Raw genomic sequence first — 24,823 nt, forward strand, 5'->3', positions numbered from 1 at the left:
TTCGAGCGGACTAAGCCGCACGTGAACGTAGGTACGATTGGTCACGTTGACCATGGCAAGACGACGCTGACGGCGGCGATTGCAACGGTGCTGGCCGCGAAGTTCGGTGGTGCCGCGAAGAAGTACGACGAAATCGACGCAGCGCCGGAAGAAAAGGCACGCGGTATCACGATCAACACCGCACACGTGGAATACGAGACGGCCAACCGCCACTACGCCCACGTTGACTGCCCGGGCCACGCCGACTATGTGAAGAACATGATCACGGGCGCCGCGCAGATGGACGGCGCGATCCTGGTTTGCTCGGCCGCTGACGGCCCGATGCCGCAAACGCGCGAGCACATCCTGCTGGCCCGTCAGGTTGGCGTGCCTTACATCATCGTGTTCCTGAACAAGTGCGACATGGTGGACGACGCCGAGCTGCTCGAGCTGGTGGAAATGGAAGTGCGCGAGCTGCTGTCGAAGTACGAGTTCCCGGGCGACGACACGCCGATCATCAAGGGTTCGGCCAAGCTGGCGCTGGAAGGCGACAAGGGCGAGCTGGGCGAAGTGGCGATCATGAACCTGGCCGACGCGCTGGACACGTACATCCCGACGCCGGAGCGCGCCGTGGACGGTACGTTCCTGATGCCGGTGGAAGACGTGTTCTCGATCTCGGGTCGCGGCACGGTGGTGACCGGTCGTATCGAGCGTGGCGTGATCAAGGTCGGTGAGGAAATCGAAATCGTGGGTATCCGCCCGACGGTCAAGACCACCTGCACCGGCGTGGAAATGTTCCGCAAGCTGCTGGACCAAGGTCAGGCAGGCGACAACGTGGGTCTGCTGCTGCGCGGCACGAAGCGCGAAGACGTGGAGCGCGGCCAAGTGCTGTGCAAGCCGGGTTCGATCAAGCCGCACACGCACTTCACCGGTGAGGTGTACATCCTGTCGAAGGACGAAGGTGGCCGTCACACGCCGTTCTTCAACAACTACCGCCCGCAGTTCTATTTCCGTACGACCGACGTGACCGGCTCGATCGAGCTGCCGAAGGACAAGGAAATGGTCATGCCGGGTGACAACGTGTCGATCACCGTCAAGCTGATCGCCCCGATCGCCATGGAAGAAGGCCTGCGCTTCGCTATCCGCGAAGGCGGTCGTACCGTCGGCGCCGGCGTTGTGGCAAAGATCCTCGACTAAGCAGTTAGTCGAACTGGCGACCACGGTACCAACCTGCCGCGGTCGTTTGCCAGAAGGGGATCGGTGAGAGCCGGTCCCAAAGTAGTTCTAGGGGTATAGCTCAACTGGCAGAGCGTCGGTCTCCAAAACCGAAGGTTGGGGGTTCGATTCCCTCTGCCCCTGCCAAATCAATCAGCCGCGTCATGAAATCATTCGTGACGCGGCTTAGTCTCGTTTGCGAAACATGGCTAATCCCAATGTCGAAACCGTAGGCGCCTCGAGCGGCAAGTGGCTGCTCGTTGCGGCAGTGTGCCTGGTCATAGCCGGGGTCGTCGGTTTCTACGCGCTGGCCCAGCAGCCGTCGTACGTCCGCGGCGCCGCGCTTTTTGCCGGACTGGCCCTTGGCGTCGTGGTAGCCCTCGTCTCCGCGCCGGGCAAGGACTTTGTGGGATTCGCGCGGGAATCGTATCGGGAAGTTCGCAAGGTAGTGTGGCCAACACGCAAGGAAGCCGGGCAGATGACGGGGCTCGTGTTTGCCTTTGTTGTTGTCATGGCGCTGTTCTTGTGGTCCGCTGACAAGCTCATCGAGTGGGTGATTTTTTCGCTCGTATTGGGCTGGAAATAAGAGGTAGGACATGACGGATAACGCCCAGCAGGAAACCGCAGCATCGGAATCGCCTTCGTCGAAGAAGCGTTGGTACGTGGTGCATGCCTACTCTGGCATGGAGAAGAGCGTGCAGCGCGCGCTGCAGGAGCGCATCGAGCGCGCCGAGATGCAGGACAAGTTTGGCCGCATTCTGGTTCCTTCGGAAGAGGTTGTCGAAATTAAGGGCGGCCACAAGTCTGTGACCGAACGACGCTTCTTCCCGGGGTACGTCCTGGTCGAAATGGAAATGACCGACGAAACATGGCACTTGGTGAAGAACACCAGCAAGGTGACCGGTTTCGTGGGTGGTGCGCGCAATCGCCCGAGTCCGATTTCCCAGCGGGAAGTGGACAAGATCATGACCCAAATGCAGGAAGGGGTCGAAAAGCCGCGTCCCAAGACGCTGTTCGAAGTGGGCGAAATGGTCCGCGTCAAGGACGGTCCGTTCACCGACTTCAACGGCAATGTCGAAGAAGTGAATTACGAAAAGTCGCGCCTGCGCGTGACGGTGACGATCTTCGGACGCGCCACGCCGGTCGAACTAGAGTTCGGCCAGGTCGAGAAAGTCTAAGTATTTGAATTGTTGCGGCTGAACAAGACGCAACAGGACGATAGGAGCCTCCGCGAGGCTGGTTCCGAAGAGGAGCGCGAGGCTGTGCAAGGCATGGCGATAGCGCGTTATGACTCAACAGGATCCGATTCCTGCATCAGGAAAGGATCTGGATTGGAGTAAAGATGGCCAAGAAGATCATTGGCTTTATCAAGCTGCAAATTCCGGCTGGTAAGGCAAATCCCTCCCCGCCCGTTGGTCCCGCACTGGGCCAGCGTGGTCTGAACATCATGGAGTTCTGCAAGGCGTTCAACGCGCAGACTCAAGGCATGGAACCGGGTCTCCCGGTGCCGGTGGTGATTACCGCCTTTGCCGACAAGAGCTTCACGTTCGTCATGAAGTCGCCGCCGGCGACCGTGCTGATCAAGAAGGCTGCCGGCGTGACCAAGGGTTCGCCGAAGCCGCATACCGACAAGGTCGGCAAGATCACCCGCGCCCAGGCTGAAGAAATCGCCAAGGCCAAGAACGCTGACCTCACCGCCGCTGACCTGGATGCTGCAGTGCGTACCATCGCAGGTTCGGCGCGTTCGATGGGCATCACCGTGGAGGGTCTGTAAATGGCTAAGGTTTCGAAGCGCGTCGCCGCCAATAAGGCGAAGATCGAGCGCACCAAGTTCTACCCGATCGACGAGGCCCTGACCCTGGTCAAGAGCTGCGCGTCGGCAAAGTTTGACGAGTCGATCGACGTGGCAGTGCAACTGGGTATCGACGCCAAGAAGTCGGATCAGGTTGTGCGTGGTTCCGTCGTGCTGCCCGCCGGCACTGGTAAGTCGGTTCGCGTTGCGGTGTTTGCGCAAGGCGACAAGGCCGAAGCCGCCAAGGCTGCTGGCGCCGATGTGGTCGGCATGGAAGACCTGGCCGAGCAAGTGAAGGCCGGTAACCTGAACTTCGACGTCGTGATCGCTTCGCCGGACACGATGCGTATCGTCGGTACCCTGGGTCAGATCCTGGGCCCGCGCGGCCTGATGCCGAACCCGAAGGTCGGCACGGTCACGCCCGATGTTGCGCAAGCCGTGAAGAACGCCAAGGCTGGTCAGGTGCAATTCCGTGTCGACAAGGCCGGTATTATCCACGCCACCATCGGTCGCCGTTCGTTCGAAGACACCGCGCTGAAGAGCAACCTGAGCGCGCTTCTGGACGCTCTGGTCAAGGCCAAGCCGGCTACTAGCAAGGGTGTCTACCTGCGCAAGATCGCCGTGTCGTCCACGATGGGCGTTGGCGTTCGCGTCGAGCAAACTTCGCTGTCAGCCTGAAGCTGACAGCATCACCTGACCGGACCCGATAACGCCGGACAGGGCAGGAATTGAAGGTTTCGGCATCGCCGGAATCGTCTTCGAAGCCGCAGGGCGACGAAGCAAGGCTTTGGGCAGTGGCATCTGGAACGCGAAGCGCCCCTGGATGCCGCTGGTTATCAAAGACCGCTGGTGCTCTCACCGCCGTTCGGCAGTGCGGACTTAATCGGTCGCTGCATGCGGGGCTTGCCCCGATGCGGTTGACCTGCCAGCGCAGATGGCGCACCCGAAGGGATTGATGAAACCGGACCCGTTCCGGCCGATTCGGGCCAATCGGACGCCGTTCGTTTGGACTGATGTGTCCGCCCCGGTCATCCGGAGTGGCCGCATCGTTTTGGAGCTTAACCGTGCCACTCAATATTGAAGATAAGAAGGCCGTCGTTGCTGAGGTTTCGGCGCAAGTCGCCAAGGCCCAGACCATCGTCGTGGCTGAATATCGCGGCATCACGGTTGGCGATCTGACCAAGCTGCGCGCTACTGCCCGTCAGCAAGGCGTTTACCTGCGTGTTCTGAAGAACACGCTGGCCCGCCGCGCTGTGGAAGGTACGCCGTTTGCTGGCCTCGCAGAGCAAATGACCGGTCCGCTCATCTACGGTATTTCCGAAGATGCAGTGTCGTCGGCCAAGGTTCTGAACGATTTTGCCAAGACCAACGACAAGTTGGTTCTGCGTGCAGGGTCGTACAACGGCAACGTTCTCGATGCTGGCGCCGTCAAGGCTCTGGCTTCGATCCCGAGCCGCGACGAACTGATCGCTCAGCTGCTTGGCGTGATGCAGGCGCCGGTGTCGGGCTTCGCCCGTCTGCTGGCCGCGCTGGCTGCCAAGAAGGCCGAAGGTGCTCCCGCGGAAGCGGAAGCTCCGGCTGCCTGAGCCGCATAGACAGATCGCATTACCGATCCCGAATCAAATCTAGTAGGAGTAATCCAAATGGCAATCACTAAAGACGACATCCTGGAAGCCGTAGGCGCGATGTCCGTGATGGAACTGAACGACCTGGTCAAGGCGTTCGAAGAGAAGTTTGGCGTGTCGGCTGCCGCAATGGCTGTGGCTGCTGCCCCGGGCGCTGGCGGTGCTGCCGCTGCTGAAGAAAAGACCGAATTCAACGTGATTCTGGCCGAAGTTGGCTCGAACAAGGTTGGCGTGATCAAGGCTGTGCGCGAGATCACCGGTCTGGGCCTGAAGGAAGCCAAGGACCTGGTCGATGGCGCTCCGAAGCCCGTGAAGGAAGGCGTGGACAAGGCTGCTGCCGACGACGCCAAGAAGAAGCTGGAAGACGCTGGCGCGAAGGTCGACGTCAAGTAAGTGGTACCACGCGTGCCCTCGTGGCACGCGGATGGGGCTGGCAAAGGGAAATCCCGAGCCAGCCTTTTTGCGCTTTGTGGGGTGTGTTTCATAGCGCACCCGAATCCGGCAATTTGCATCGGATCTGGCGCAAATGTGTATTAAGGTATGCTTGACAGGCGCGATTCGATCGCTGCCCAAGCAGAAGCCAAACATCAGTGGCACACTAGGTGGTTGCTGATGTTTGTCTTCTGAACCGACTGCAGAAGACAAGTTTGGTCGGGTGCCCCCCGGACGTGTGCAGGCATTGCGCCGTGCAATGACCACACCGTCCGCAGCGTGCGGGCACCGTCAGCCAGAGGTTGGTAGCGGCCAACCGCCAAATCCCCTCCCAGTCGCTGAACACCTCAGGCGCCGGCCAGGTCCAACCGGCCCTGCGATGATTCGGAGATCCCATGGCGTACAGCTTCACCGAGAAGAAGCGCATTCGCAAATCCTTTGCGAAGCGCGCGACGGTTCATCAGGTTCCATTCCTGCTTGCCACACAGATTGAATCCTACACCCAGTTTTTGCAAGCGGAAACGCCGGCCGCCCGTCGCAAGAGCGAGGGTCTGCAGGCCGCTTTCAACGCGATTTTTCCCATCTCCTCCCATAACGGGCTTGCCCGTATGGAGTTTGTCTCGTATCACCTGTCCAACCCGCCGTTCGATGTCAAGGAATGCCAGCAGCGTGGCCTGACGTTCCACTCGGCACTGCGCGCCAAGGTTCGCCTGATCATCAACGATCGCGAGAACCCGGGCAAGGTGAAGGAAGTGAAGGAGCAGGAAGTCTACATGGGCGAAATTCCGCTCATGACGTCCACCGGTTCTTTCGTGATCAACGGCACCGAACGTGTGATCGTCAGCCAGCTGCATCGTTCCCCCGGCGTGTTCTTCGAACACGACAAGGGCAAGACGCACAGCTCCGGCAAGCTGCTGTTCTCGGCGCGGATCATTCCGTACCGTGGCTCGTGGCTCGATTTCGAATTCGACCCGAAGGACATCCTGTACTTCCGCGTCGACCGTCGTCGGAAAATGCCGGTCACGATTCTGCTGAAGTCGATCGGACTCACGCCGGAACAAATCCTGGCGCACTTCTTCGTGTTCGACAATTTCACGCTGCAAGGCGAGGGCGCACAACTTGAGTTCGTGCCCGAGCGCCTGCGCGGTGAAGTCGCGCGCTTCGACATCGCCGACAAGAACGGCCGCGTCGTGGTGGAGAAGGACAAGCGTATCAACGCCAAGCACATTCGCGATCTGGATTCCGCCGGCACCAAGCTGATCAGCGTGCCGGAAGACTACCTGCTGGGTCGCGTGCTGGCCAAGAACATCATCGATCCGGACACCGGCGAGGTGGTGGCGAACGCCAACGACGAACTGACTGAAACCCTGCTGGAAAACCTGCGCGAAGCCGGTGTCAAGCAGATCCAGACGCTCTACACGAACGATCTCGACCAGGGCCCGTACATTTCGCAGACGCTGCGCGTGGACGACACGGCAGATCAGACTGCCGCTCGTATCGCGATCTATCGCATGATGCGTCCGGGCGAGCCGCCCACCGAAGAGGCCGTGGAAGCGCTGTTCCAGCGCCTGTTCTACAGCGAGGAATCGTACGACCTGTCGCGCGTTGGCCGCATGAAGGTCAACAGCCGTCTGTCGCGCCCGAGCGGCGAAGGCAGCATGGTGCTGCAGGACGAGGACATCCTCGAGACGATCAAGATCCTGGTCAACCTGCGCAACGGCAAGGGCGAAGTCGACGATATCGATCACCTGGGCAATCGTCGCGTGCGTTGTGTCGGCGAACTGGCGGAAAACCAGTTCCGTGCCGGCCTGTCGCGCGTGGAGCGTGCCGTCAAGGAACGTCTGGGCCAGGCCGAGACCGAGAACCTGATGCCGCACGATCTGATCAACTCGAAGCCGATTTCGTCGGCAATCCGCGAGTTCTTCGGTTCGTCGCAGTTGTCGCAGTTCATGGACCAGACCAATCCGCTGTCGGAAATCACCCACAAGCGCCGCGTGTCGGCACTTGGCCCGGGCGGTCTGACGCGCGAGCGCGCCGGCTTTGAGGTGCGTGACGTGCACCCGACGCACTACGGCCGCGTGTGCCCGATCGAAACGCCGGAAGGCCCGAACATTGGTCTGATCAACTCGCTGGCGCTGTACGCCCGCCTGAACGAATACGGCTTCCTGGAAACGCCGTACCGCAAGGTCGAAAACAGCAAGCTGACCGATCAGGTCGACTACCTGTCGGCGATCGAAGAAGGCAAGTACGTGGTGGCGCAGGCCAACGCGACGGTCGACGCCGAAGGCAACCTGATCGACGAACTGGTGTCGGCGCGCGAAGGCTCCGAGCGTGAAACGCGTATGGTCACGCCGGACCGCGTTCAGTACATCGACGTGGCGCCGTCGCAGATCGTGTCGGCCGCAGCTTCGCTGGTGCCGTTCCTCGAGCACGACGATGCAAACCGTGCACTGATGGGCGCGAACATGCAGCGTCAGGCCGTGCCTTGCCTGCGTCCGGACAAGCCGCTGGTCGGCACCGGCATCGAGCGCACCGTGGCGGTCGACTCGGGTACGGCCGTGCAGGCGATGCGTGGCGGCGTGGTCGATTACGTCGACGCGATGCGTGTGGTGATTCGCGTGAACGACGACGAAGCCGTCACCGGCGAAGTCGGCGTGGACATCTACAACCTGATCAAGTACACGCGTTCGAACCAGAACACCAACATCAACCAGCGGCCGATGGTCAAGGTTGGCGACATCGTTGCCCGTGGCGACGTGATCGCCGACGGCGCATCGACGGACCTGGGCGAGCTGGCGCTGGGCCAGAACATGCTGGTCGCGTTCATGCCGTGGAACGGCTACAACTTCGAGGATTCGATCCTGATCTCGGAGCGTGTGGTTGCGGAAGACCGCTACACCTCGATCCACATCGAGGAACTGTCGGTCGTTGCGCGCGATACGAAGCTGGGACCGGAAGAAATCACGCGCGATATCTCGAACCTGGCCGAAGCCCAACTGGCACGTCTGGACGAGTCGGGCATCACCTACATCGGCGCGGAAGTCGAGGCTGGCGACGTGCTGGTGGGTAAGGTCACGCCGAAGGGCGAGACCCAGCTGACGCCGGAAGAAAAGCTGTTGCGCGCGATCTTCGGCGAGAAGGCTTCGGACGTGAAGGACACGTCGCTGCGCGTGCCGTCGGGCATGAGCGGTATCGTGATCGACGTGCAGGTCTTCACGCGCGAAGGCGTGACGCGCGACAAGCGCGCCCAGTCGATCATCGACGACGAACTGAAGCGCTACCGCCTGGACCTGAACGACCAGCTGCGTATCGTGGAAGGCGATGCATTCCAGCGTCTGGAGCGCCTGCTGCTCGACAAGACCGTCAATGGCGGTCCGAAGAAGCTGGCCAAGGGCGCGAAGCTGACCCGCGAATACCTGGCCGACCTGGACAAGTATCACTGGTTCGATATCCGTCCGGCAGACGAAGACGTTGCAGCCCAACTGGAAGCCGTCAAGGAAGCCATCGAGCAGAAGCGTCACGAGTTCGACCTGGCCTTCGAAGAGAAGCGCAAGAAGCTGACGCAGGGCGACGAACTGCCGCCGGGCGTGATCAAGATGGTCAAGGTGTACCTGGCCGTGAAGCGTCGCCTGCAGCCTGGCGACAAGATGGCCGGTCGTCACGGCAACAAGGGTGTGGTGTCGAAGATCGTTCCGATCGAAGACATGCCGTATATGGCTGACGGTACGCCGGCGGACATCGTGCTGAACCCGCTGGGCGTGCCGTCGCGGATGAACGTGGGTCAGATTCTGGAAACCCACCTGGGCTGGGCCGCGCGCGGTCTGGGCCAGCGCATCGGCGACATGCTCAAGGCGCAGGCCAAGGCGCAGGAACTCCGTCCGCTGCTCGCGCAGATCTACAACGAGAGCGGCAAGGCGGAAGACTTGGACAGCCTGTCCGATGCCGAAGTGCTGGAACTGGCGACCAACCTGAAGAAGGGTGTGCCGTTTGCCACGCCGGTGTTCGACGGTGCGCACGAGGCCGAAATCCGCCGCATGCTCGACCTGGCCTATCCGGACGACATCGCCAAGGAAAAGGGCCTGACCGCTTCGAAGCAACAGGTCACGCTGCACGACGGCCGCACCGGCGAAGCATTCGAGCGTCCAGTCACGCTGGGTGTGATGCACATGCTGAAGCTGCACCACTTGGTCGACGACAAGATGCACGCCCGTTCCACCGGTCCGTACTCGCTGGTGACGCAGCAGCCGCTGGGCGGCAAGGCGCAGTTCGGCGGCCAGCGTTTCGGTGAGATGGAAGTGTGGGCATTGGAAGCCTATGGCGCATCGTACGTGCTGCAGGAAATGCTGACGGTCAAGTCCGATGACGTGAACGGCCGTACGAAGGTGTACGAAAACATCGTCAAGGGCGAGCACTCGATCGATGCCGGCATGCCGGAATCGTTCAACGTGCTGGTGAAGGAAATCCGCTCGCTGGGTATCGATATCGATCTGGATCGTTATTGATCCGATCGATGCGGACGCCGGCTGCGGCCGGCGTTCACCAGCGCAGGTTTCCCCACAGATTGAATGCCGCTGTTCCGGACAGACTCCGGGGCGGCGGAGAAACAAGGAGTTGCAATGAAAGCATTGCTCGATCTCTTTAAGCAGGTTCAGCAGGAAGAGCAGTTCGACGCGATCAAGATCGGCCTGGCTTCGCCCGAGAAGATCCGCTCGTGGTCGTACGGCGAAGTGAAAAAGCCGGAAACGATCAACTACCGTACGTTCAAGCCCGAACGCGATGGCCTGTTCTGCGCCAAGATCTTTGGCCCGATCAAGGACTACGAGTGCCTGTGCGGCAAGTACAAGCGCCTGAAGCATCGCGGCGTGATCTGCGAGAAGTGCGGCGTCGAAGTGACGCTGGCGAAGGTGCGCCGCGAGCGCATGGGCCACATCGAGCTGGCCGCGCCGACCGCGCACATCTGGTTCCTGAAGTCGCTGCCGTCGCGTCTGGGCATGGTGCTCGACATGACGCTGCGCGACATCGAGCGCGTGCTGTACTTCGAGGCGTTCGTGGTGCTGGAACCCGGCATGACGCCGCTCAAGAAGAGCCAGATCATGTCGGAAGACGACTACATCGCGAAGTGCGATGAGTACGGCGAAGGCGAGTTCGTGGCGATGATGGGTGCCGAAGGCATCCGCGAACTGCTGCGCGGTATCGATATCGAGAAGCAGATCGAACAGATCCGCGCCGAACTGCAGGCCACCGGCTCCGAAGCCAAGATCAAGAAGTTCGCCAAGCGCCTGAAGGTGCTCGAGGCGTTCCAGCGCTCGGGCATCAAGCCGGAGTGGATGATCCTGGAAGTGCTGCCGGTGCTGCCGCCGGAACTGCGTCCGCTGGTCCCGCTCGATGGCGGCCGTTTCGCTACGTCGGACCTGAACGACCTGTATCGCCGCGTCATCAACCGTAACAACCGTCTGAAGCGTCTGCTCGAGCTGAAGGCGCCTGAAATCATCGTGCGCAACGAAAAGCGCATGCTGCAGGAAGCCGTCGATTCGCTGCTGGACAACGGTCGTCGCGGCAAGGCCATGACTGGCGCCAACAAGCGTCCGCTGAAGTCGCTGGCCGAAATGATCAAGGGTAAGGGCGGCCGTTTCCGTCAGAACCTGCTGGGCAAGCGCGTGGACTACTCCGGTCGTTCGGTGATCGTGGTGGGCCCGACGCTGAAGCTGCATCAGTGCGGTCTGCCCAAGCTGATGGCGCTGGAGCTGTTCAAGCCGTTCATTTTCCACAAGCTCGAAACGATGGGCATCGCCACCACCATCAAGGCGGCGAAGAAGGAAGTGGAAAGCCAGACGCCGGTGGTGTGGGACATCCTCGAAGAGGTGATCCGCGAACATCCGGTCATGCTGAACCGTGCGCCGACGCTGCACCGCCTGGGCATCCAGGCGTTCGAGCCGGTCCTGATCGAAGGCAAGGCCATTCAGCTGCACCCGCTGGTCTGCGCCGCGTTCAACGCCGACTTCGACGGTGACCAGATGGCTGTCCACGTTCCGCTGTCGCTCGAAGCGCAGATGGAAGCGCGCACGCTGATGCTGGCGTCGAACAACGTGCTGTTCCCGGCCAACGGTGATCCGTCGATCGTGCCGTCGCAAGACGTGGTGCTGGGTCTGTACTACACGACCCGCGACAAGATCAACGGCAAGGGTGAAGGCATGACGTTCGCTGATATCAGCGAAGTCCTGCGCGCCTACGAGAACAAGGAAGTCGAACTCGCTTCGCGCGTCAACGTGCGGATCACCGAGTACGTGCTGGTGGACAAGGACGCGGTGGGCGACGCCCGCTTCGCGCCCAAGATCACGCTGCAGGCCACTACGGTCGGCCGCGCGATCCTGTCCGAGATCCTGCCGAAGGGGCTGCCGTTCTCGGTGCTGAACAAGCCGCTGAAGAAGAAGGAAATCTCGCGCCTGATCAATACGGCGTTCCGCAAGTGCGGTCTGCGCGAAACCGTGATCTTTGCCGACAAACTGCTGCAGTCGGGCTTCCGCCTGGCAACGCGCGCCGGTATCTCCATCGCCATCGACGACATGCTGGTGCCGCCGCAAAAGGAGAAGATCATCTCCGACGCGGCCGCCAAGGTGAAGGAATACGACAAGCAGTACATGTCGGGTCTGGTGACGGACCAGGAGCGTTACAACAACGTCGTGGACATCTGGGGCGCCGCTGGCGACCAGGTGGGCAAGGCGATGATGGAGCAGCTCCAGCACGAAGACGTGGTGGATCGCGAAGGCAAGACCGTCAAGCAGGAATCGTTCAACTCGATCTACATGATGGCGGACTCGGGCGCCCGCGGTAGCGCGGCCCAGATCCGTCAGCTGGCCGGTATGCGTGGCCTGATGGCCAAGCCGGATGGCTCGATCATTGAAACGCCGATTACGGCGAACTTCCGTGAAGGCCTGAACGTTCTGCAGTACTTCATCTCGACCCACGGTGCACGTAAGGGTCTGGCGGATACGGCACTGAAGACCGCGAACTCCGGCTACCTGACGCGTCGTCTGGTCGACGTGACGCAGGATCTGGTCGTGGTGGAAGACGATTGCGGCACCTCCAACGGCGTGGCCATGAAGGCCCTGGTCGAAGGCGGTGAAGTGATCGAAGCGCTGCGCGATCGTATCCTGGGCCGCGTGACGGTGGCCGACGTGGTGAACCCTGAAACCCAGGAAACCGCGATCGAGACCGGCACGCTGCTGGACGAAGATCTGGTCGACCTGATCGACAACATCGGCGTGGACGAAGTGAAGGTCCGCACGCCGCTGTCGTGCGACACGCGCTACGGCCTGTGCGCCAAGTGCTACGGCCGTGACCTTGGCCGCGGCGTGCTGGTGAACTCGGGCGAAGCGGTGGGCGTGATCGCGGCACAGTCGATCGGCGAACCGGGCACCCAGCTGACCATGCGTACGTTCCACATCGGTGGTGCGGCATCGCGTGCGGCAGTGGCATCGAGCGTGGAAGCCAAGGCGACCGGTACGGTGCGCTTCACGGTGACCATGCGTTACGTGACGAACGCCAAGGGCGAATTGATCGTGATCTCGCGTTCGGGCGAGGCGCTGATCACCGACGACCATGGCCGCGAGCGCGAACGCCACAAGATCCCGTACGGTGCAACGCTGCTGGTGCAGGACGGCCAGGCGATCAAGGCCGGTACGCAGTTGGCTACGTGGGACGCACTGACTCGTCCGATCGTTTCCGAATACACGGGCACGATCAAGTTCGAGAACGTGGAAGAGGGCGTGACCGTCGCCAAGCAGATGGACGAAGTCACTGGCCTGTCGACCCTCGTGGTGATCGATGCCAAGCGCCGTACGGCTGCCACCAAGGGCTTGCGCCCGCAGGTGAAGCTGCTCGACGCCAACAACCAGGAAGTCAAGATTCCGGGCACGGACCACTCCGTGACCATCGGCTTCCAGGTGGGCGCGCTGATCACTGTGAAGGACGGTCAGCAGGTGCACGTGGGTGAAGTGCTGGCGCGTATTCCGACCGAATCGCAGAAGACCCGCGACATTACCGGTGGTCTGCCGCGTGTGGCCGAGCTGTTCGAAGCGCGTTCGCCGAAGGACGCCGCCGTGCTGGCGGAAGTCACCGGCACGGTGTCGTTCGGCAAGGACACCAAGGGCAAGCAACGCCTGGTGATCACGGACCTGGACGGCAACGCCCACGAGTTCCTGATCGCCAAGGAAAAGCAGGTCCTGGTGCACGATGGCCAGGTGGTGAACAAGGGCGAAATGATCGTGGAAGGTCCGGCGGATCCGCACGACATCCTGCGTCTGAAGGGCATCGAAGAGCTGGCGCACTACATCGTGGACGAAGTGCAGGACGTGTACCGTCTGCAGGGCGTGAAGATCAACGACAAGCACATCGAAGTGATTGTTCGTCAGATGCTGCGCCGCGTGCAGATCCAGGACGTGGGCGACACCAAGTTCATCCCGGGTGAACAGGTGGAGCGCTCGGAGCTGCTCGACGAGAACGATCGCGTGATCGCCGAAGGCAAGCGTCCGGCAACGCACGAGAACCTGCTGCTCGGTATCACGAAGGCGTCGCTGTCGACCGACAGCTTCATCTCGGCGGCATCGTTCCAGGAAACGACGCGCGTGCTGACCGAAGCCGCAATCATGGGCAAGACCGACGACCTGCGTGGTCTGAAGGAAAACGTGATTGTGGGTCGTCTGATCCCGGCCGGTACCGGCCTGGCCTACCACCGCGCCCGCAAGGCGCGCGAGGCGGCCGAGCGCGAGCGCGCACAGGCGATCAACGACGAAGAGCAATCGCTCTTTATCGAGCCGCCGGTGGTGCAAGCCACGGACGGCGACGCAGTCTGATCGCGTATCGCACCGAAGCGCTGTAGTGAAACCCGGCTCCATGGAGCCGGGTTTTTTTTCGTCTCGCGCCGGCGTCATCGCCGGACTGGCCGATGGCGATAGAGCCCAGCCCGGCGCGCGGCGTGACCACGGCCGCCGAGGTAGCGTAACCGAACGGCCACGCCGAAAGCGCGCCCATGCGCCGCATGTTTTCGCCGTCTTTTGGCTTGCGTGCCACATCGGCACGGATCGAGACAGTTTTCCCGCTGCGCGCAGTGGTATGGTTACGCCTTTCCCGGCTTTCCGATTACCGCTGTCTTATGTCGCGCGCCCTGGCGATCCTCAAGGAAGTATTTGGCTACCACGCGTTTCGTGGGCGCCAGGCGGAAATCATCGACCATGTGGCCGATGGCGGCGATTGCCTGGTGCTCATGCCCACCGGCGGCGGCAAGTCGCTCTGCTACCAGATCCCCGCGCTACTGCGCCAGCAGGCCGGCCATGGCGTAGGTATCGTGGTGTCGCCGCTGATCGCGCTGATGCAGGATCAGGTGGCGGCGCTGACCGAGGCTGGCGTGCGCGCCGCGGTGCTCAACTCCACGCTTTCCAGCAGCGAAGCATCGGCGGTCGAGCGCGACCTGCTGGCTGGCCGTCTCGAGATTCTCTACGTCGCGCCCGAGCGGCTGATGACCCCGCGCTTTCTGGACCTGCTCGAGCGCACGCAGGTCGGCCTGTTCGCCATCGACGAAGCCCACTGCGTGTCGCAATGGGGGCATGACTTCCGCCCGGAATATATCCAGCTCTCGGTATTGCACGAGCGCTTTCCGCGCGTCCCGCGCATCGCGCTGACGGCAACCGCCGATGCGCTGACCCGCAACGAGATCGTCGAGCGGCTGGCGCTGGACGATGCGCGCGTCTTTATCTCGAGCTTCGATCGCCCGAACATCCGCTATCGCATTGTCGAAAAGGACAACGCGCGCCAGCAACTGCTTGCCTTCATCCAGGCAGAGCACATGAATGGCGATGGCGGTCACGACAGCGGCATCGTCTACTGTCTGTCGCGCAAGAAGGTGGAGGACACGGCGGCATGGCTCGCTGGCCACGGCATCAAGGCGCTGGCGTATCACGCCGGCATGGATGCGCAGGTACGCCAGCAAAACCAGGCCCGGTTCCGCGAGGAAGAAGGCATCGTGATGGTGGCGACGATCGCCTTCGGCATGGGGATCGACAAGCCGGACGTCCGTTTCGTCGCCCACCTCGACCTGCCAAAGAGCATGGAAGGCTATTACCAGGAAACCGGCCGCGCCGGCCGCGACGGGCTTCCCGCCAATGCCTGGATGGCCTATGGTCTTGGCGATGTGGTGCAGCAAAAGCGCATGATAGACGAATCCGAGGCTGACGACGCCCACAAGCGGGTGTCGTCGGCCAAGCTCGATGCGCTGCTGGGTTTGTGCGAAACTCCCGGCTGCCGGCGCGTGCGGATCCTCGCCTATTTCGAGGAAGCGGCGCAGCCCTGCGGCAATTGCGACACCTGCCTGGAGCCGCCCGCCACCTGGGATGGAACGCGCGAAGCGCAGATGGCGCTGTCCTGCGTGTACCGCACCGCGCAGGCCAGCCGCGTACATTTTGGTGCGACCCATCTGATCGACGTGCTGCGCGGCAATGCCACTGAAAAGATCAAGCAGTGGGGGCACGACAAGGTGTCGACCTTCGGCATCGGCAAGGACCGCTCGAGCGCTGAATGGCATGCAGTTTTCCGCCAGCTGATCGCGCACGGGCTGTTGATGATCGACCACGGCGGGCATGGCGCGTTGCTGCTCGGCGAATCGGCGCGCGCGGTGCTCAAGGGCGAGCAGTCGATCACGCTGCGGCGGCAGGCCAGCAAGCCCGGCAAGTCCGGCGACCGCTCAGCGCGCGGCGCACGGACCGACCACACGGCGGCGATGGACGGCGAAACGCTGGCCAACTGGGACGCGCTGCGCAAATGGCGTACCGCGACAGCCAAGGAGCACGGCGTGCCGGCCTACGTCATCTTCCACGATGCCACGCTGGCCGAACTTGCGCGCTGCGCCCCCGAATCGCTCGATGAACTGGCCGAGATCCCCGGGATTGGCGCCTCGAAGCTGGAGCGCTACGGCGACGAAATCCTGGAGACGCTGCGCCAGGTGTGACCGCGGCGCGGCCCGGGGGTATACGTCGCGTATACCCCTTGACCATTCTGCACACCACTGCTAGAGTGCCAGATTCGAGTTTTTGGCTTCGGATTTCGCTCGCCCGTCGGATTTGTGGTTTTCGATCCGCAAACAGGATGGCAGCAGCGGGATCCCGGCGAGCTCGCGCTCTTTGGCAAGTCTGTTACTTCGCAGCCCTTCCTTCAGAGCGTTCGCTCACCTTTCCCGTCCAAAACCCGTAGTTGCCTCTTTGCCAGCACTGGCGAGGGGTGTTTTTGTAAAAACCAAGCTGGATTGAACAATGCCAACTATCAACCAACTGGTTCGCAAGCCGCGCGTCTCTGAAGTCGTCAAGAGCAAGAGCCCGGCACTTGAGAACTGCCCGCAGCGTCGCGGCGTGTGCACCCGTGTGTACACCACGACGCCTAAGAAGCCGAACTCGGCACTGCGTAAGGTCGCCAAGGTGCGCCTGACCAACGGTTTCGAAGTCATTTCGTACATCGGCGGTGAAGGCCACAACCTGCAGGAACACTCGGTCGTGCTGATCCGCGGCGGCCGTGTAAAGGATCTGCCGGGTGTGCGCTACCACATCGTCCGTGGTTCGCTGGATCTGCAAGGCGTGAAGGACCGCAAGCAGGCCCGTTCGAAGTACGGTGCAAAGCGTCCGAAGGCTGCCTAAGCTTTTCGCGCAAGTCATACAGACACCCGTGGCGCAAGTCATGGCGTTGTCACCAGGCGGCGGTACAACGGAGCGTTTTTTGCGCCGTGCCGTCGAGTAAGTGGTCACCCGGCGAATTTGCCGAAAGCAAGCTAGTTGGTGGCCGGAGAGCGGAAATATTCAGACCGTCTCTCAACTGAATCTAAAGGAAGAAAGATGCCACGTCGTCGTGAAGTCCCCAAGCGGGAAGTTTTGCCTGATCCGAAGTTCGGCAATGTTGAAGTTGCCAAGTTCATGAACGTGCTGATGCTGGACGGCAAGAAGTCGGTTGCCGAACGTATCGTCTACGGCGCGTTCGACCAGATCGAAAAGAAGGCAGGCAAGGCCCCCATCGAAGTGTTTTCCGTTGCGATCAACAACGTGAAGCCGGTGGTGGAAGTGAAGAGCCGTCGCGTGGGCGGCGCCAACTATCAGGTTCCGGTCGAAGTCCGTCCGTCGCGTCGTTTGGCATTGGCGATGCGTTGGCTGCGCGAGGCCGCGAAAAAACGCAGCGAGAAGTCGATGGCGCTGCGCTTGGCAGGTGAGCTGCTGGAAGCTGCAGAAGGCCGCGGCGGCGCGATGAAGAAGCGCGACGAAGTGCACCGCATGGCCGAAGCCAACAAGGCGTTCTCGCACTTCCGCTTCTAAGGCGCGCGAAAAACGCTGTTGGTTGCCGGGCGGGCTGTGTTTTCACACATCTCGCCCGTTTGTGTTAGGGGCGCAGACGATGAGATTTCTGCGCCTCATGGACGAATAGAGGATTAAAGTGGCTCGTAAGACTCCCATTGAGCGCTACCGCAATATCGGTATTTCGGCTCACATTGACGCGGGTAAAACCACCACGACCGAGCGGATCCTGTTCTACACCGGTGTGAACCACAAGATCGGTGAAGTGCATGATGGCGCGGCCACCATGGACTGGATGGAGCAGGAGCAGGAGCGTGGCATCACGATCACCTCCGCTGCTACCACCGCCTTCTGGAAGGGCATGGGCGGCAACTACCCCGAGCACCGCTTCAACATCATCGACACCCCGGGCCACGTGGACTTCACCATCGAGGTGGAGCGTTCCATGCGCGTGCTGGACGGCGCATGCATGGTCTACTGCGCAGTGGGTGGCGTGCAGCCGCAGTCGGAAACCGTTTGGCGTCAGGCCAACAAGTACGGCGTGCCGCGTCTGGCGTTCGTCAACAAGATGGACCGTACCGGCGCGAACTTCTTCAAGGTCTACGACCAGCTGAAGACCCGCCTGAAGGCCAACCCGGTGCCCGTGGTGGTGCCGATCGGCGCTGAAGACGGCTTCCAGGGCGTCGTCGATTTGCTGGAAATGAAGGCGATCATCTGGGACGAAGCCAGCCAGGGCGTGAAGTTCGAGTACCAGGACATCCCGGCCGAACTGCAGGCTACCGCTGACGAATGGCGCGAGAAAATGGTCGAGTCTGCCGCCGAAGCCAGCGAAGAGCTGATGGAAAAGTACCTGGGCGGCGAAGAGCTGACCCGCGCCGAGATCGTGAAGGCGCTGCGTGACCGTACCATCGCCTGCGAAATCCAGCCGATGCTGTGCGGCACCGCGTTCAAGAACAAGGGCGTGCAGCGTATGCTCGACGCCGTGATCGATTTCCTGCCGTCGCCGGTCGATATTCCGCCGGTCAAGGGCGTGGACGAGCGCGACGACGAGAAGAAGCTCGAGCGCAAGGCCGACGACAACGAGAAGTTCTCGGCGCTGGCGTTCAAGATCATGACCGACCCGTTCGTCGGCCAGCTGATCTTCTTCCGCGTCTACTCGGGCAAGATCAATTCGGGCGACACCGTGTACAACCCGGTGAAGCAGAAGAAGGAGCGTCTGGGCCGTATTCTGCAGATGCACGCCAACCAGCGCGAGGAAATCAAGGAAGTGCTGGCCGGCGACATCGCCGCTGCCGTGGGCCTGAAGGACGCCACCACGGGCGACACGCTGTGCGATCCGGCTGCACCGATCGTGCTCGAGCGCATGGTGTTCCCGGAGCCGGTGATCTCGCAGGCTGTCGAGCCGAAGACCAAGGCCGACCAGGAAAAGATGGGCATCGCCCTGAACCGCCTGGCCGCCGAAGATCCGTCGTTCCGCGTGCGTACCGATGAAGAATCGGGCCAGACCATCATTTCGGGCATGGGCGAGCTCCACCTCGAAATTCTGGTCGACCGCATGAAGCGCGAATTCGGCGTGGAAGCCAACATCGGCGCGCCGCAAGTGGCCTACCGCGAAACCATCCGCAAGAAGGCTGAAGACGTCGAAGGCAAGTTCGTCAAGCAGTCGGGCGGTCGCGGCCAGTACGGTCACGCAGTGATCACGCTGGAACCGCAAGAGCCGGGCAAGGGCTTCGAATTCATCGACGCCATCAAGGGCGGTGTGATTCCTCGCGAATACATCCCTGCGGTCGAAAAGGGTATCGTCGACACGCTGCCGTCCGGCATTCTGGCGGGCTTCCCGGTGGTCGACGTGAAGGTGACGCTGACATTCGGTTCGTACCACGATGTGGACTCGAACGAAAACGCGTTCCGCATGGCCGGCTCGATGGCTTTCAAGGAAGCCATGCGCAAGGCCAGCCCGGTTCTGCTCGAGCCGATGATGGCCGTGGAAGTGGAAACGCCGGAAGACTACACCGGTACCGTGATGGGCGACCTGTCGTCCCGCCGCGGCATCGTGCAGGGCATGGACGACATGGTTGGCGGCGGCAAGATCATCAAGGCCGAAGTCCCGCTGTCGGAAATGTTCGGTTATTCCACGTCGCTGCGCTCGGCCACGCAAGGCCGCGCCACGTACACGATGGAATTCAAGCACTACGCCGAAGCACCGAAGAACATCGCCGAAGCCGTGATGACGGCCAAGGGCAAGTAATAGAAGTTCCGCCGCCGTGCGGTTACGCACGGCGGCGCAATGAATCGAATCAGACTGCATTCCATTAGGAGCTGAAACATGGCAAAGGAAAAGTTCGAGCGGACTAAGCCGCACGTGAACGTAGGTACGATTGGTCACGTTGACCATGGCAAGACGACGCTGACGGCGGCGATTGCAACGGTGCTGGCCGCGAAGTTCGGTGGTGCCGCGAAGAAGTACGACGAAATCGACGCAGCGCCGGAAGAAAAGGCACGCGGTATCACGATCAACACCGCACACGTGGAATACGAGACGGCCAACCGCCACTACGCCCACGTTGACTGCCCGGGCCACGCCGACTATGTGAAGAACATGATCACGGGCGCCGCGCAGATGGACGGCGCGATCCTGGTTTGCTCGGCCGCTGACGGCCCGATGCCGCAAACGCGCGAGCACATCCTGCTGGCCCGTCAGGTTGGCGTGCCTTACATCATCGTGTTCCTGAACAAGTGCGACATGGTGGACGACGCCGAGCTGCTCGAGCTGGTGGAAATGGAAGTGCGCGAGCTGCTGTCGAAGTACGAGTTCCCGGGCGACGACACGCCGATCATCAAGGGTTCGGCCAAGCTGGCGCTGGAAGGCGACAAGGGCGAGCTGGGCGAAGTGGCGATCATGAACCTGGCCGACGCGCTGGACACGTACATCCCGACGCCGGAGCGCGCCGTGGACGGTACGTTCCTGATGCCGGTGGAAGACGTGTTCTCGATCTCGGGTCGCGGCACGGTGGTGACCGGTCGTATCGAGCGTGGCGTGATCAAGGTCGGTGAGGAAATCGAAATCGTGGGTATCCGCCCGACGGTCAAGACCACCTGCACCGGCGTGGAAATGTTCCGCAAGCTGCTGGACCAAGGTCAGGCAGGCGACAACGTGGGTCTGCTGCTGCGCGGCACGAAGCGCGAAGACGTGGAGCGCGGCCAAGTGCTGTGCAAGCCGGGTTCGATCAAGCCGCACACGCACTTCACCGGTGAGGTGTACATCCTGTCGAAGGACGAAGGTGGCCGTCACACGCCGTTCTTCAACAACTACCGCCCGCAGTTCTATTTCCGTACGACCGACGTGACCGGCTCGATCGAGCTGCCGAAGGACAAGGAAATGGTCATGCCGGGTGACAACGTGTCGATCACCGTCAAGCTGATCGCCCCGATCGCCATGGAAGAAGGCCTGCGCTTCGCTATCCGCGAAGGCGGTCGTACCGTCGGCGCCGGCGTTGTGGCAAAGATCCTCGACTAAGCTATCGTCCTGGGGCATGCCTGCGGGCATGTCCCCTATAATCCGGGCTCATCGCCCATCGCTCTTTTAAGGAACAATCATGCAGAACCAGAAGATCCGTATCCGCCTGAAGGCTTTCGACTACCGTCTGATCGACCAGTCGGCCGCTGAGATCGTGGATACCGCCAAGCGTACCGGTGCCATCGTCAAGGGTCCCGTGCCCCTGCCGACCCGCATCCAGCGCTTCGATATCCTGCGTTCGCCGCACGTCAACAAGACCAGCCGCGATCAGTTCGAGATCCGCACTCACCAGCGCCTGATGGACATCGTCGATCCGACGGACAAGACCGTCGACGCGCTGATGAAGCTCGACCTGCCGGCCGGCGTGGACGTCGAGATCAAGGTGTAAGGATGTTTTGGGCCGGCTTGTCCGGTCCGATGCAGCAAAAAAGGCGAACTTCGGTTCGCCTTTTTTGTTTGGGCGCCAAGGTTGCGCCATGCATTCTCCAACCGCATTCCTCAGCCGCGGCCACGCCTTTGCAGCGTCTTGGCCGGGCATTCGCCGAACGCGCGCCGATATTCCGCGCTGAATCGTCCCAGATGCGAAAAGCCCCAGCGCAACGCTGCGCTCGTCACTGAAGTGAGCGCCGGATCGTTGAGCAGATCCTGCCGTACCCGTTCCAGCCGCACCGTGCGTAGATAAACCATCGGGCTCAGGCCGCGATGTTCGCGAAATCCCGCATACAAGCTGCGCAGGCTCACGCCGGCCAGCTCGGCCAGAAACGCCGGCGTCAGCGGCGCGTCGGCATGCGCGTGAATATGTTCCTCGACCACCTTCACATGTCGCGGCGCCAGCGGTTTGCCGTTCTCGCGCAGCCTGTCCGAAAGACTGTGCGGCTGGCACGTCAGCAGCGCGCCTATCACCAACTGTTCCAGCTGGCACGCGGTCAGCGGATGACTGATCGTTTCCGGCGCGTGGGCCAACGTCTGCGCCAGATACTGCATCAGTGCATGCCAGCCGGTACCTCGCCATGCCATGTCGAGCCGGAAACGCAGCGGCAGATTGGGCTTGTGTCCCACATATGCGGAACAGATTCGCTCGAGCGCGCTTCGCTCGATGCGCACAATCAATTGGTCGTTGTCGGCGCTCCAGCGCATCCGCAACGCTTCGCTTGGCGTGAGCACGGATGCCAGCGCCGCATCCGAAACAACGTGCTGGCTGCCGCAACGGATATCGGCCTGACCCGCCATCGGCATCTGCACGAGGAGGAAATCGCCGAGCGGCCCGGGGTCGATCGTCACGTCGCCGCCATAAGCGAGCCGATTGAACGACACCGACCCGAGTGGGGCATGGTGCATGCGCGCATGCAGCGAGCCGCCGTGCAGGGTTAGCCGATGGGGTTTGAAGACTGACCCGACGCGCGCTCGCGTGGTGTCGAGATCGACGGTGTCAAATACGCGCCGCGCAGTGTCGCGCAGCAGCGCTTCTGTCAGCGGTGTCGCAGGCGGGGCAGTCGGGGGCATCGGCAGCATGTCTCGCTCCTGGCGGGGCCGGCCCTGACGCTGCCGCCTCCCCGAAGCCGCCCGGGCAAGCGTGCGCGCCAGATGATTCCGGCGGCGATCCGCCGTCTGGCGCGGGGTGCGTGGCGGTAAATCGCTGCGCACCACTATAGCGGATTCGTCGGCGTCCCCGCACGGCCGCTTGTACAGCGACACACTTTCCTGCACTAATTGGATAACCGCTGCATCCGGCGGCTAGTTTGCTGCGCTGCGGGTCGTCCATGCTGGAAGCAAGGGCTGACACGCACGCGGTGGCCATTACCACCTACAGGAGAAAAAACATGGGCCAGACCATCCAGATCCAGACCCAGGACGGCAGTTTCACCGGATATCTCGCCACCCCGGCGGCGGGCAAGGGCCCGGGCATCGTGCTGTGCCAGGAGATCTTTGGCGTCAATTCGACCATGCGCAACGTGGCGGACTACTACGCCGAAGAGGGCTACACGGTGCTGGTGCCCGACCTGTTCTGGCGCATCGCGCCCGGCATCGAGCTGGACGAACGCAAGGATTTTCCGCGTGCGCTGGAGCTTTACCAGCAATTCGATGAGGACAAGGGCGTGCAGGACGTCGGCGCTGCGCTGCGCGCCCTGCGCGAGCGCGGTGAGTGTGTCGGCCAGACAGGTGTCTTGGGATTCTGCCTGGGCGGCAAGCTTGCCTACCTGGCCGCGTGCCGGCTGCCCGACGTGGCGTGCGCGGTGGGCTACTACGGGGTTGGCATCGAGCGCGCGCTGGACGAGGCCGCCAACATCCGCGGCCGGCTTGTGCTGCATGTGGCAGAGCGGGATGGCTTCTGCCCGCCCGAAGCGCAGGCGCGCATCCGCGAGGCGCTGCAAGATCGGCCCAACATCGAGATGTATGTGTACGCCGGCATGGACCACGCATTCGCGCGGGCGGGCGGCGAGCATTTCGACAAGGCGTCGGCGTTGATGGCGCATCAGCGGTCGATCGCGGCATTCCGCACAGAAATGGGCCCGCATTACGACTTCTCCGCGCTATGGGACAAGCATTGCGAATACGAATTCGCGGTCCGCGATGTCGATGCCACCATGGCAACGATGGTCGGGGAACCCTATGTGAACCACATCCCGACGATGACCGGGGGTGTCGGCTACCGCCAGCTCAAGCGCTTCTATCAGCATCACTTCGTCCACAGCAATCCGCCGGACACCACGCTGATTCCGCTGTCGCGCACGATCGGCGCCAACCAGGTGGTCGACGAGATGCTGTTCTGCTTCACCCATACGTGCGAGATCGACTGGATGCTGCCCGGCGTGCCGCCGACCGGCAAGCGAGTCGAAATACCGCTGATCGCGATCGTGAAGTTCCGCGGCGACAAGCTGTACCACGAGCATATCTACTGGGACCAGGCCAGCGTGCTGGTGCAGATCGGTTTGCTGGACCCGAAGGGTTTGCCGGTGGCCGGCGTCGAGACCGCGCGCAAGCTGCTCGACGAGACACTGCCATCGAACACGCTGATGCCGCGCTGGCGCGAAAGCGAAGGCAAATGATGGCCTGAAACCGGCCGCAAACCACGGGCGGCACGCTGATGCCGCCCGGTATTTCCAACGAGGAGACACCACCATGAAGGGCTTGCAGGACAAGGTCGCGATTGTGACGGGAGGCGCCACGCTGATCGGCGTCGGCGTGGCGCGTGCATTTGTGGACGCAGGCGCCCGAGTGGCGATCCTCGACATCGACGCCGCGGCGGGCGAGCGGGCCGCGACATCGCTGGGATCGAACGCGATGTTCGTGCATACCGATATCACGCAAGACGCGCAGATCCGCGATGCGATCGAGCGCGTGGCGGAGCGCTTCGGTGCCATCGATTTCCTGGTCAATCTGGCCTGCACTTATCTCGACGACGGATTTCAATCGCCGCGTGCCGACTGGCTGGCCGCACTCGACGTAAACGTGGTGTCCAGCGTGATGGTGGCACAGGCAGTGCATCCGCATATGCGGGCGCGCGGCGGCGGAGCGATCGTCAACTTCACCAGCATTTCGGCGCGCGTCGCGCAAACCGGGCGCTGGCTATATCCCGTTTCGAAAGCGGCGATGGCGCAGCTGACGCGCAGCATGGCGATGGACCTCGCGCGGGACCGCATCCGCGTCAATGCCGTATCGCCCGGATGGACCTGGTGCAGGCTGATGGACGAAGTCAGCGGCGGCAATCGCGCCCGCACCGATGCCGTGGCCGCGCCGTTCCATCTGCTTGGGCGCGTTGGAGAGCCGGACGAAGTTGCGCAAGTCGTGCTGTTCCTGTGCTCCGATCACGCGAGTTTTGTCACCGGCGCCGACTATGCGGTGGATGGCGGATATTCCGCCATGGGGCCGGAGCAGAATGCGCCCGCCATCGGCAAGCTGGCCGGTTGAGGACGACTTCCAACAATGACCACGGAGACAA

Annotated in this window: 18 protein-coding genes and 1 tRNA gene; 18 read left to right on the plus strand and 1 reads right to left on the minus strand. The window is 62.1% G+C overall.

Annotated features, from left to right (window positions below; genetic code table 11):
- The 16 genes from tuf (F7R19_RS12675) to rpsJ form a co-directional block, all read left to right on the plus strand.
- Positions 1-1,176, plus strand: a 1,176-nt coding sequence (gene tuf / locus F7R19_RS12675) for an elongation factor Tu (RefSeq protein ID WP_249043154.1), incomplete at its 5' end; no start/stop codon positions are given.
- Between the two features lie 89 nt (positions 1,177-1,265).
- Positions 1,266-1,341, plus strand: a tRNA-Trp gene (locus tag F7R19_RS12680).
- A gap of 58 nt (positions 1,342-1,399) precedes the next feature.
- Positions 1,400-1,780, plus strand: a complete 381-nt coding sequence (secE, locus tag F7R19_RS12685; RefSeq protein WP_061956607.1) for a preprotein translocase subunit SecE — start codon at positions 1,400-1,402, stop codon at positions 1,778-1,780.
- 10 nt (positions 1,781-1,790) lie between these two features.
- Complete coding sequence (gene nusG / locus F7R19_RS12690; protein WP_061956605.1) at positions 1,791-2,372, plus strand: transcription termination/antitermination protein NusG; 582 nt, start codon at positions 1,791-1,793, stop codon at positions 2,370-2,372.
- A 164-nt stretch (positions 2,373-2,536) separates the two neighbouring features.
- Entirely contained in the window at positions 2,537-2,968 is a 432-nt protein-coding gene (rplK, locus tag F7R19_RS12695) for a 50S ribosomal protein L11 (protein ID WP_011299323.1), read from the plus strand.
- Positions 2,969-3,664, plus strand: coding sequence for a 50S ribosomal protein L1 (gene rplA / locus F7R19_RS12700; protein ID WP_061956603.1), 696 nt, complete (start codon positions 2,969-2,971; stop codon positions 3,662-3,664). It begins immediately after the preceding gene.
- Positions 3,665-4,050: 386 nt separating this feature from the next.
- Positions 4,051-4,572 (plus strand): 50S ribosomal protein L10, encoded by a 522-nt coding sequence (gene rplJ, locus F7R19_RS12705; protein WP_061956601.1) that lies wholly within the window; start codon positions 4,051-4,053, stop codon positions 4,570-4,572.
- Between the two features lie 57 nt (positions 4,573-4,629).
- A complete protein-coding gene (gene rplL, locus F7R19_RS12710) occupies positions 4,630-5,004 on the plus strand; it encodes a 50S ribosomal protein L7/L12 (RefSeq protein WP_061956599.1) in 375 nt (124 codons plus the stop codon).
- 434 nt (positions 5,005-5,438) lie between these two features.
- A complete protein-coding gene (gene rpoB / locus F7R19_RS12715) occupies positions 5,439-9,545 on the plus strand; it encodes a DNA-directed RNA polymerase subunit beta (RefSeq protein WP_150980903.1) in 4,107 nt (1,368 codons plus the stop codon).
- A gap of 114 nt (positions 9,546-9,659) precedes the next feature.
- Positions 9,660-13,895, plus strand: coding sequence for a DNA-directed RNA polymerase subunit beta' (rpoC, locus tag F7R19_RS12720; RefSeq protein WP_061956573.1), 4,236 nt, complete (start codon positions 9,660-9,662; stop codon positions 13,893-13,895).
- Positions 13,896-14,194: 299 nt separating this feature from the next.
- Positions 14,195-16,042 carry a DNA helicase RecQ gene (recQ, locus tag F7R19_RS12725; RefSeq protein WP_150980904.1) on the plus strand — a complete coding sequence of 616 codons (1,848 nt, stop codon included), beginning with the start codon at positions 14,195-14,197 and terminating at the stop codon, positions 16,040-16,042.
- A gap of 301 nt (positions 16,043-16,343) precedes the next feature.
- Entirely contained in the window at positions 16,344-16,721 is a 378-nt protein-coding gene (rpsL, locus tag F7R19_RS12730; RefSeq protein WP_010810460.1) for a 30S ribosomal protein S12, read from the plus strand.
- A gap of 195 nt (positions 16,722-16,916) precedes the next feature.
- Positions 16,917-17,387 (plus strand): 30S ribosomal protein S7, encoded by a 471-nt coding sequence (gene rpsG, locus F7R19_RS12735; protein ID WP_008649176.1) that lies wholly within the window; start codon positions 16,917-16,919, stop codon positions 17,385-17,387.
- A gap of 118 nt (positions 17,388-17,505) precedes the next feature.
- Positions 17,506-19,614: an elongation factor G gene (fusA, locus tag F7R19_RS12740; protein ID WP_061956569.1), complete on the plus strand. Its 2,109-nt coding sequence runs from the start codon at positions 17,506-17,508 to the stop codon at positions 19,612-19,614.
- Positions 19,615-19,692: 78 nt separating this feature from the next.
- Positions 19,693-20,883 carry an elongation factor Tu gene (gene tuf, locus F7R19_RS12745; RefSeq protein ID WP_061956567.1) on the plus strand — a complete coding sequence of 397 codons (1,191 nt, stop codon included), beginning with the start codon at positions 19,693-19,695 and terminating at the stop codon, positions 20,881-20,883.
- A gap of 79 nt (positions 20,884-20,962) precedes the next feature.
- On the plus strand, positions 20,963-21,271 hold the full coding sequence (gene rpsJ, locus F7R19_RS12750) for a 30S ribosomal protein S10 (RefSeq protein WP_006160488.1): 309 nt from the start codon (positions 20,963-20,965) through the stop codon (positions 21,269-21,271).
- 110 nt (positions 21,272-21,381) lie between these two features.
- Here the strand turns inward: rpsJ and F7R19_RS12755 are convergent, their stop codons facing one another.
- The gene (locus F7R19_RS12755; protein WP_150980905.1) at positions 21,382-22,395 is read right to left on the minus strand and encodes an AraC family transcriptional regulator; all 1,014 of its coding nucleotides are present in this window, start codon (positions 22,393-22,395) and stop codon (positions 21,382-21,384) included.
- Between the two features lie 308 nt (positions 22,396-22,703).
- On the opposite strand from F7R19_RS12755, the gene F7R19_RS12760 reads away from it, so the two are divergent.
- Complete coding sequence (locus tag F7R19_RS12760; protein ID WP_150980906.1) at positions 22,704-23,930, plus strand: dienelactone hydrolase family protein; 1,227 nt, start codon at positions 22,704-22,706, stop codon at positions 23,928-23,930.
- Between the two features lie 73 nt (positions 23,931-24,003).
- Complete coding sequence (locus F7R19_RS12765; RefSeq protein WP_150980907.1) at positions 24,004-24,792, plus strand: SDR family oxidoreductase; 789 nt, start codon at positions 24,004-24,006, stop codon at positions 24,790-24,792.
- Positions 24,793-24,823: the final 31 nt, after the last annotated feature.

It is taken from the genome of Cupriavidus pauculus (genome assembly GCF_008801835.1).
In the GTDB taxonomy this organism is placed as follows: Bacteria; Pseudomonadota; Gammaproteobacteria; order Burkholderiales; family Burkholderiaceae; genus Cupriavidus; species Cupriavidus pauculus.